The 8,415-nt window shown below is 72.3% G+C and carries 9 protein-coding genes; 1 reads left to right on the top strand and 8 read right to left on the bottom strand.

Features of this window, described 5'->3' with window-relative positions; translation table 11 throughout:
- Positions 1-3: 3 nt before the first annotated feature.
- The 8 genes from VFZ20_RS14550 to msrP all read right to left on the bottom strand — a co-directional run bounded on the left by VFZ20_RS14550 (position 4) and on the right by msrP (position 7,624).
- Positions 4-996, bottom strand: a complete 993-nt coding sequence (locus VFZ20_RS14550; RefSeq protein ID WP_329684626.1) for a DUF4097 family beta strand repeat-containing protein — start codon at positions 994-996, stop codon at positions 4-6.
- Between the two features lie 95 nt (positions 997-1,091).
- Positions 1,092-2,057: a DUF4097 family beta strand repeat-containing protein gene (locus tag VFZ20_RS14545; protein WP_329684625.1), complete on the bottom strand. Its 966-nt coding sequence runs from the start codon at positions 2,055-2,057 to the stop codon at positions 1,092-1,094.
- A gap of 34 nt (positions 2,058-2,091) precedes the next feature.
- On the bottom strand, positions 2,092-2,796 hold the full coding sequence (locus VFZ20_RS14540; RefSeq protein WP_329684624.1) for a zf-HC2 domain-containing protein: 705 nt from the start codon (positions 2,794-2,796) through the stop codon (positions 2,092-2,094).
- Entirely contained in the window at positions 2,793-3,362 is a 570-nt protein-coding gene (locus VFZ20_RS14535) for an RNA polymerase sigma factor (RefSeq protein ID WP_329684623.1), read from the bottom strand. The genes VFZ20_RS14540 and VFZ20_RS14535 overlap by 4 nt, the downstream gene beginning before the upstream one ends.
- A 198-nt stretch (positions 3,363-3,560) precedes the next feature.
- Positions 3,561-5,504 carry an MATE family efflux transporter gene (locus VFZ20_RS14530; RefSeq protein WP_329684622.1) on the bottom strand — a complete coding sequence of 648 codons (1,944 nt, stop codon included), beginning with the start codon at positions 5,502-5,504 and terminating at the stop codon, positions 3,561-3,563.
- 161 nt (positions 5,505-5,665) lie between these two features.
- The gene (locus VFZ20_RS14525; RefSeq protein ID WP_329684621.1) at positions 5,666-5,962 is read right to left on the bottom strand and encodes a hypothetical protein; all 297 of its coding nucleotides are present in this window, start codon (positions 5,960-5,962) and stop codon (positions 5,666-5,668) included.
- 98 nt (positions 5,963-6,060) lie between these two features.
- Positions 6,061-6,714: a protein-methionine-sulfoxide reductase heme-binding subunit MsrQ gene (locus VFZ20_RS14520; RefSeq protein WP_329684620.1), complete on the bottom strand. Its 654-nt coding sequence runs from the start codon at positions 6,712-6,714 to the stop codon at positions 6,061-6,063.
- Position 6,715: 1 nt separating this feature from the next.
- On the bottom strand, positions 6,716-7,624 hold the full coding sequence (gene msrP / locus VFZ20_RS14515) for a protein-methionine-sulfoxide reductase catalytic subunit MsrP (protein WP_329684619.1): 909 nt from the start codon (positions 7,622-7,624) through the stop codon (positions 6,716-6,718).
- A gap of 442 nt (positions 7,625-8,066) precedes the next feature.
- Between msrP and VFZ20_RS14510 the strand changes: the two genes are divergently transcribed.
- Complete coding sequence (locus VFZ20_RS14510; RefSeq protein ID WP_329684618.1) at positions 8,067-8,312, top strand: hypothetical protein; 246 nt, start codon at positions 8,067-8,069, stop codon at positions 8,310-8,312.
- Positions 8,313-8,415: the final 103 nt, after the last annotated feature.

The raw sequence follows: 8,415 nt of genomic DNA, 5'->3' as shown, positions 1-8,415 counted from the left end.
CGATCAGCTGCGGCGGATGCGGACGGCGCCGGAGCCGGTCTCGATCTCGAGGCTTCCGCGGCCGTCGCCCACGCGGCCCTGGAACGTGGTGCGGGTCGCGCGGCGGCCGCTCACGGGGCCATCCACCGTGATGGCGCCGTTCCCCGTCTCGATCTCCATCTGCGCCCCGAACGTGCGCGGCAGCGTCACCGTCACGGCGCCCGAGCCGGTGCCGATCTCCAGGTCCGCGTCGCTCGCCAGCCCCAGGTCCACGGAGCCGCTGCCCGTCCGCGCCAGGACCTCGGGCGCGGCCACGCCGGCCAGGTTGATGCTGCCGGAGCCCACGATGGCCTCCAGCGCCTCGGCGCGGATGCCCGTGCCGCGGATGGAGCCGCTGCGCGCGGCCAGGTCCACCGTGCCGCCGCGCACGTTGGCCACCGTCACGGCCCCGCTGCGCGTCTCCACGGCCAGCGGGCCCCGCGTGTCGCGCACGTCCACGGCGGCGGCATGGGCGTTCACCGTCACGCGGCCGTTCACGTTCGCCACGCTCACCCGGCCCACGCCCTGCCGCACCTCCACCGCGCGCCCGGCGGGGACCAGCACGCGGACGTCGGCCCAGGCGCGAGTGCCCGTGCCGGCGCCCGCCACCGTCACCTGCTGCGAGGACATGCCGCCGCCCAGCCGCCCGTCGCGCCGCACGCCCACGGTGGACCGGGCGCGGGCGCCCATGGCGGGATACACCACGGGGCCCGCGGGATACACCACGCGCACCTCGCCGCCCTCGCGCGTCACGCGCAGCCGCGCCGCGTCGGGCCCGCCGCGCGTGACCTCCACCACGACGGCGCTGCCCGTGCCCGCCGCCACCGTGACCACGCCGGCCAGGTTGTGCACGGTAGCGCTGCGGCCGTCCAGCGTGAACCGCTCCGCGCGCTGGGCCGCGGCGGGCGCCGCGGCAAGGACGGCCGCGAGCCCAGCCAGGGCCAGCCGCGCCAGGCGGCGGGGAGGGGAAAGGATCATCCGCGAAGTCTCTCGGTCAGGGAAGCAGATCAATGCGAAGGAGAGCCGGCGGAAACGCGAGAGGGCCGCCGTTCCCGGCGGCCCTCTCTACCGTCCTAGCGGCGGGTGAGTTTCACCGCCCCGCTGAACGTGGTGATGTTCAGGCTGGGACCCCCGCTTCCCAGGGTGCCGTGCCACTCGCGCCCGTCGCGGCGCAGGCGCCAGTCGCTATCCACCCCGCCGCTGAAGCTGGTGACCGTCACGTCCGCGGCGGTGTTGCCGGGCAGGCGCAGCTCCACCGAGCCGGCGTGGCTGGTGACGTCCAGGGCGCCGCCCAGCGTGCCGCTCACCACCACCGAGCCCGACACCGTCTCCACGTTGCCCCGCAGGCGCGACCCGCTCACGGTAACGCTGCCGGCCACGGAGTTGATCTCCACCCGCCCGCCGGTGACGTTGGCCACCCGCACGGCGCCGTTCAGGGCGTGGATGTCGGCCTCGCCCACGGTGCCGGCGATCTCCACGGCGCCGGCCATGGCCGAGATCTCGGCGCGCTGCCGCACCGTGCCCGACACCCGCACGGGGCCGGCCATGCTGGTGAGGATCACGCGGTCCGTCTGCGCGTCGACGGTGATGGCGCCCTGCTGCGAGTTCACCTCGATGGAGCGCGGGCTGCCCTGGATGGTGGTGGCGCCCGCGTGGGTGTTGCTCTCGATGGCGCCGTTCACCCCCGTGATGGTCACGGGCGCCGCCGCCGTCACCACGCTGAGCGACGAGCCCGCGGGGACGCGTACCTCCAGGGTGGCGGGGCCGGAGCGCCCGCGGCCCGCCACGCGCACCTCCGTGGTGCCGCCGCCGCCCTCCAGCACCACGCGGTCGCCGTCGCGGCCCAGGGTGCCCGTGACCTGCACCTCGTTGCGCCCCCAGCCCACCACGCGCAGGGAGCCGCTGTTGATGTTGATCTCCACCGTGCCGCGGGCACTGGCGTCGTGCCGGGCGTTCACCTGCCGCTGCGCGCCGGCCTCGCCGGCCAGCAGCAGCGCGGCGAGGGCCGCGGCATGGGAAAGGGTCCGGATGGGGCTCATGGTCGTGTATTTCCTCTCGGCCGGGGCGCGCGCGTCAGATGGAGACGGCGCGCCGCAGCACGTTCAGCTTGGCGTCGTAGGTGTCCGACAGCATCCGGGCGAGCTCGGGGCTGTGGGGGTCGGCCGCCAGGGCCGCGCGCGACTCGCGGATGGCCTGGTCGATGATGCGAAGGTTCTCCTCCAGCGCGGCCACCGTCTGCGGGGCCAGCTGGTCGCGCCGGGTCTCCAGCACCGCCTGCAGGTCGCCGATGGCCTTTTCGTACTCCGCCTCCACGGGGCGAAACGAGGCCAGGGCCGCGTTGCCGGTGGCCGAGGCCGGCGGCTGCGCCGGCTGGGCGGCGATGGTGGTGGGCTCGTCCGCGCCCCCGCCCATCACCTTCATGGTCGTGAGCGACGTCGTCACCACCAGCGCGATGCCGGCGGCGGCCGCCATCCACCAGGGCAGGGGGCGCACGGGCCGGGGCCCGATGGTGCGCACCTCGTCCACGCGCTCGACGGGGAGGGACGGCGGGGCCGCGCGGGCCTGCAGCCGCGGCGCGATGTCCTGCCACAGGTCGCGGGGCGGCGCGATGTCGCCGGGGAGCTCGGCGGCCTCGTCCAGCAGCATCCGCAGGGCCTGCTCCTCGGCCCGGCAGGGCTCGCACTGCATCAGGTGGCGCCGGACGTCACGCTCCTCGCGGGGGGACAGCTCGCCCCCCACGTAGTCGTCCAGCAGATCGAGCGTATCTTCGTGTGTCATCGTCCCAGTGCCTCTCTGAGCAGTCGCCGGGCGCGGTGAAGCTGCGCCTTGCACGTTCCCACGGCCGAGCCCTGCATCTGCGCGATCTCCTCGTGCTTGTATCCTTCCACGTCGTGCAGCACGAACACCGCGCGCGCCCCCGGGGGCAGCTGGGCGATGGCCCGCTCCAGGTCCATGGCGGTCCCCGGATCGGAGCCGCGGCCGCTGGGCGTTTCGTACTTCTCCGGCTCGTCCGTGCTGAACACGCGGTGCACGCGCACCCCCTCGGACCGCCGGTCGCCCAGCACCACGTTCACCGCCAGGCGGTGCAGCCAGGTGCTGAAGGCGCTCTTGCCCTGAAAGCTGTCCAGCTTTTCCCACGCCCGGACAAAGACGTCCTGCGTGAGCTCCTCGGCCCGGGTGCCGTCGCCGCACAGGCGCAGGCACAGGGCGTACACCCGGCCCACGTGCGCGTGGTACAGCTGCTCAAAGGCCGCCGTTTCCCCCTGCTGGGCCCGGCGAACGGTGAGGTCCGGGGACCTCGGCTCGTCCGTCGTGGGTTGTTCAGCCAGCATGGTCGCCGCCATGGAGCCAGGTGGGTTCGGGGTGTTTCGTGCTGCCGACGTGTCTATGACGCGGCGGGCGCCCCGAGGGTTTAAACGGCTGGATCAGCACGTTCATGCGCGGGATGGGAGAAGGAGGCATCACGGGTACTGCCGAGGGGATACGGGTGCGGGGAGGACGGGTTTCGGCGGATTCGGACGGGCCGGAGCTGGATCGATGGATCAGAGGAGGTCCGTCTCGTGGGACAGATGGCGCAGACGCGGAGCGCCCCCCATCCCCGACCCTTCCCCCATAAACAGAATGGGGGAAGGGAGAACTGCATCTCGGACGCCGTGTCCGTACACCGTGGCGGAGTGTCTCTCGCCCGCGGAGGGCCCCCTCCCCCCGGCCCCCTGCCCCCGCTTCGCGGGGGAGGGGGAGAACTGCGGGTCCGCGTGAAGGCGGGCACTGTGCGCGGTCCCGCCCTCTCGCCAACCCCTCCCCCGAAGTTGGGGGAGGGGTCGCCGCCGAGCCGCGAGGAACGAGCGGCGCAGGTGGCGGGGGAGAGGGCCCCCGTCGCGCAGCGACGGGACCCCTGACCGCCCCGCCCTCTCCGCTCTGGTGCACCGACTCCGCTCCATCCATCCTCCGCACGGTCTCCGCGACCGTGCAGGAACCCCGTTCGAAGTGTATCCCCCCTCCCGCGCAGTTTGCGGGAGGGGGTGGACGAGCCTAGGCGAGGCCGGGGGAGGGCCCCCCGAGGGCTGCCCCCCCCACAGCACCCGCCGCACGCGCCAGCCCAGCAGCACCGCGGCTGCGAACAGGGCCACCACCAGCCCCAGCCAGATCCCCTGCGGCCCCAGCCGCGTGTGAAAGCCGAACCAGTACGCCGCCGGCGCGCCCACACCCCAGTACGCCAGCACCGTCATCAGCATGGGCACCCGCGTGTCCGACGCGCCGCGCAGGGCGCACAGCCCCGCCACCTGCGCCCCGTCGAACACCTGGAACGCCGCCGCCATCACCAGCAGCGTGAGCCCCACCTCCACGATGGCCGGGTCGTGCGTGTACAGCCCCAGCAGGAACCGCGGCGCCAGCAAAAACGCCAGCGCGCACGTGGACATGAAGAGCGTCACCAGCGCGTACGTCGTCAGCACCGCGCGGCGCACGCCGCGGCGGCTGCCGGCGCCCACGTGCTGCCCCACCCGGATGGTCCCCGCCAGGCTGGTGCCCATGGCCACCATGAACGTCGTGGACGCCACGTTGAGGGCCACCTGGTGCGCCGCCTGGGCCACGGGGTCCAGCCAGCCCATCATCACCACGGCGAGCGAGAACACGCCCACCTCCGCCGCCAGCTGCACCCCGATGGGCGCGCCGATGCCCACCATCCGCCGCAGCTGCTCCGCCACCGGCTTCAGGCTCACCCCCGCGAACGGCCTCAGCGCGCGGTGGCGCAGCACGTAGACCAGCATGGCCACGAGCATGGCCCAGCGCACCATCGTCGTGGACCAGCCCGAGCCCACCAGCCCGTACGGCGGCACCGTCCACGTGCCCAGCAGGGGCAGGTCGACGCGAAAGCCGTAGATGAGCAGGATGTTGCCCACGACGTTCACCGCCACGCCGATGAACATCATCGTCATGGCCGGCCGCGTGAGGCTTTGCCCGTCCAGGTACTGGCGAAAGGCCACGAACAGCAGCATGGGCAGCACGCCCCACGCGATGGCGTGCAGGAACCCGCCGGCCAGCCGCGCCACCTCCGGCGACTGCCCCACCGCCAGGGCGATGGGCTCGCCAAACAGGCACAGCACCGTCATGGGTACCGCCAGCAGCGCCGCCATCCACAGCCCCTGCACCAGCACGCGGCGCGTCTCGCGGCCGTCGCCGGCGCCGTACGCCTGCGCCACCAGGGGCGACATCCCCAGCAGCGTGCCCGTGCAGATCACCAGCGTCGCCATGAAGATGGCGTTCGCCAGCCCGGCGGCCGCCAGCGCCTGCGCGCCCAGGGGGCCCACCATGATGGTGTCGGTGGTGGTCATGGCCACGCCGCCCAGCTGGCCCACGATGAGCGGGCCGGCCACGCGCGTCAGGGCCCGCAGTTCGTGCAGCAGCAACAGCGTCCGCCGCCGCCTTCCGGGGCGCGCGGCGGTGGTCGTGGGTCCCCGGGCGGCCGGGGTGGCGAGCGTATGCATGGGACTGCCGTGGTCGGTAAGGTCCGAAAGATAACAGGCTGCGCGGATGGGCGGCACCCGCCGCGCGGCATTCATTTCGAGGGCAGAAACGCCGGAGGGGCCTCGCGTTCGTTCGCGAGGCCCCTCCGTTCCGTCCGCGTGGGGACGGCGTGTGTCCGATGTCAGTTTCGCTCGGGTGCCCGCAGCGGCGCGGGCATGCTGAGCACCTTGGGATCGGACGCGGAGATCAGGGCCTCGGCAAAGTCCTGTCGCTCTTCCAGCTGGTTCAGTCGGCCGTCGATGCTGGACAGCACCTCGGCGATGCGCGCCAGGTCGGCGTCGGGCGACGGTCGCAGCTTGGCCTGCGTGGAGGCTTCCAGGAACCCCCCCAGGCGCTTGGCGATGGGACGCAGGATCAGCACACCCCCGGTGGTGAGGATCAGCGTAACCATCACGATCATGGGGGCGAGAGCTTCCATCGTCGGTTCAACTCCTGGAGATTGTGCGCGGGGCAGGCGGGCCTGCGTCCCGGGCGTACGATCGGACGGGGCGCCAGGTTTCGGCCCCCGTGCTTCGCTTACGATTCCACGGCCGCGCGGCGGGTTGCCGGGGGCTGCTTCTTCGCCTTTTTGCCGCGCCCGCCCGCCAGCGCGGGAAGGCGCAGCGCCATCAGCAGCGCGAAGACGGCGGCAAAGATCAGCGGCTCGCGCAGGTCGCTCTTCACCAGCCAGATGAAGTGCAGCACGCCGAGCCCCGCTGCAACATATATCAACCGGTGGAGTTTCTGCCACCTTTTCCCCAGCCGGCGGATGGACGCCTTGGTCGACGTCAGCGCCAGCGGAACGAGCAGGAGGAACGCCGTGAAGCCCGCCGTCACGTACGGCCGCTCGGCGATGTCCTCCAGGATGTAGCTCCACGCGAACCCCTGGTCCACCATGTACGTGAGCAGGTGAAGGCAGACGTACAGGAACGCGCACAGCCCCAGCGTCCGCCGCGCCGGCGCCAGCCAGTTCCACCCCGTGAGCCTGCGCACGGGGGACACGGCCAGCGTGAGCATGAGCATCAGCAGCGTGGCGAAGCCCGTGCGCAGCGTCACGTAGTCGATGGGGTCCGCGCCCAGCCCGCCCGTGAACGCGCCCGTGACGAGGAGGATGAGGGGAATGAGCCCCCCGACCCACGCCAGGGGGCGAATCCACCGTCCCGCCGTCAGCTGCCAGGATCGGTCGGCCACGTCAGTAGTTTCGGCGCAGGTCCAGGCCGCTGTACAGGCTGGCGACCTCGTTGTAGCCGTTGAACATGAGGGTGGGCCGCCGCCGCCACTCGCCGATGCGCCGCTCGCGGGCCTGGCTCCAGCGCGGGTGGTCCACCTGCGGGTTCACGTTGGCGTAGAAGCCGTACTCGTTGGGCGCCGACACGTTCCACGCCGTGCGGGGCTGCCGGTCCGTGAACCGGATGCGCACGATGGACTTGATGGACTTGAAGCCGTACTTCCACGGGACGACGAGCCGCAGCGGCGCGCCGTTCTGCGCCGGCAGGTCGCGGCCGTACAGCCCCGTGGCCAGCAGCGTGAGCGGGTGGTTGGCCTCGTCCAGGCGCAGGCCCTCCACGTACGGCCACTGCAGGATGGCGCGGCGCTGCCCCGGCATCTGCTGCGGGTCGTGCAGCGTGGTGAACTCCACGAAGCGCGCCCCCGGCCGGGGCCGCGCCCGGGCGATGATGTCGCGCAGGGGGATGCCGCGCCAGGGAATGACCATGGACCACGCCTCCACGCAGCGCAGGCGGTAGGTGCGGTCCACCTGCCGTGTGCCGCGGACGAACTCGTCAAAGGCGTAGTTGCCCGGCCGGTCGCACAGCCCGTCCACGGCCACGGTCCACGGCCGCGTGCGCAGCAGGCGCGGCGCGTTGCGCGACGGGTCCTCCTTGTCCGTGCCGAACTCGTAGAAGTTGTTGTAGCTGGTCACGTCGTCCAGCGGCGTGAGCTCCTCGCGCTGGTCGGCGTCGCCGGTGGCGCAGGCGGCCAGCGCGGGCACGGTGGCGGCCGCCAGCGCGGCGGCCGACGCGCCCAGGAACTGGCGCCGGTTCAGGTACACCGACTCGGGCGTGATCTCCGACGACGGGATCTCGGGCTTCTTGATGAGCATGGCTGCACTCCTGCTGAAAACACCGCCCCGGCCTGGGGCGGTGAACAAACCTGAAACGCCGCGACGCGCGCGAAGGTTCCCCAGGCAAGATTACGGCCGGGTGCGGGAGGTTGGATGTGGGGCGTCGGCGGGAGGCGGGAATCTCGCGGGAGGCCCCCGCTCGTCGACTGGCGACCTTCCCCGCCGGTGCGGGGGAGGTGGAAGCAAGCGCGCCCCCGCGGTGCCGTTGCACGGGACGCGGTGGAGAGGTGTGCCGGAGCTCTACGTCCGGTCGCTTACGCCGCTGGAGTTCGCGGGAGGGAAGGGGTGGCGTTGGTTGCGTATGTGCCCGAAAGATGTGGATGGCGATCCTGGATCACGGGAGTGTTGACATTTCATGGCGTAAAAGCAGAACTTGCGGGGAAGTCCCGTCACGCGACCATCCACCACCCGGAGGTTTGCCATGAATCGCTTTGCCCGCAGCTTCTCCAGGAGCCTTTTCTCGGCCGGCGTGTTCGCGGCGCTCGGGTTCGGGGCCGTGCAGGCCACGCCCGCGTCGGCTGCGTCGCCCCGGTCCACGGCCCTGGCCTGCACGAAGTCGGTCTGCAACGACTACTGCATCAACACGCTGGGGTACGACTACGGGAAGTGCGTCGACGGCGAATGTGCGTGCAGGCTGTGCACGCATGCTTCCGGCGACATCTGCTGACGACGGCAACGTCCGTCGCCGAGTGATCTCCAAGCGCGGGGAGACGGTCGCGTCCGATTGACGACTTGAAGAAGCGGGCCGGAGAGCGATCTGCTCTCCGGCC

The sequence above is a fragment of the Longimicrobium sp. genome (assembly GCF_036280135.1).
Taxonomy (GTDB): domain Bacteria; phylum Gemmatimonadota; class Gemmatimonadetes; order Longimicrobiales; family Longimicrobiaceae; genus Longimicrobium.
The sequence above is the reverse complement of the archived record's forward strand: the minus strand, read 5'-3'. Positions and strand labels throughout refer to the sequence as shown.

Coding starts and splice junctions, on each gene's coding strand:
- VFZ20_RS14525 (WP_329684621.1), bottom strand. CDS start 5,962: ATGGAAGCTCTCGCCCCCATGATCGTGATGGTTACGCTGATCCTCACC.
- VFZ20_RS14530 (WP_329684622.1), bottom strand. CDS start 5,504: ATGCATACGCTCGCCACCCCGGCCGCCCGGGGACCCACGACCACCGCC.
- VFZ20_RS14545 (WP_329684625.1), bottom strand. CDS start 2,057: ATGAGCCCCATCCGGACCCTTTCCCATGCCGCGGCCCTCGCCGCGCTG.
- VFZ20_RS14540 (WP_329684624.1), bottom strand. CDS start 2,796: ATGACACACGAAGATACGCTCGATCTGCTGGACGACTACGTGGGGGGC.
- msrP (WP_329684619.1), bottom strand. CDS start 7,624: ATGCTCATCAAGAAGCCCGAGATCCCGTCGTCGGAGATCACGCCCGAG.
- VFZ20_RS14535 (WP_329684623.1), bottom strand. CDS start 3,362: ATGGCGGCGACCATGCTGGCTGAACAACCCACGACGGACGAGCCGAGG.
- VFZ20_RS14510 (WP_329684618.1), top strand. CDS start 8,067: ATGAATCGCTTTGCCCGCAGCTTCTCCAGGAGCCTTTTCTCGGCCGGC.
- VFZ20_RS14550 (WP_329684626.1), bottom strand. CDS start 996: ATGATCCTTTCCCCTCCCCGCCGCCTGGCGCGGCTGGCCCTGGCTGGG.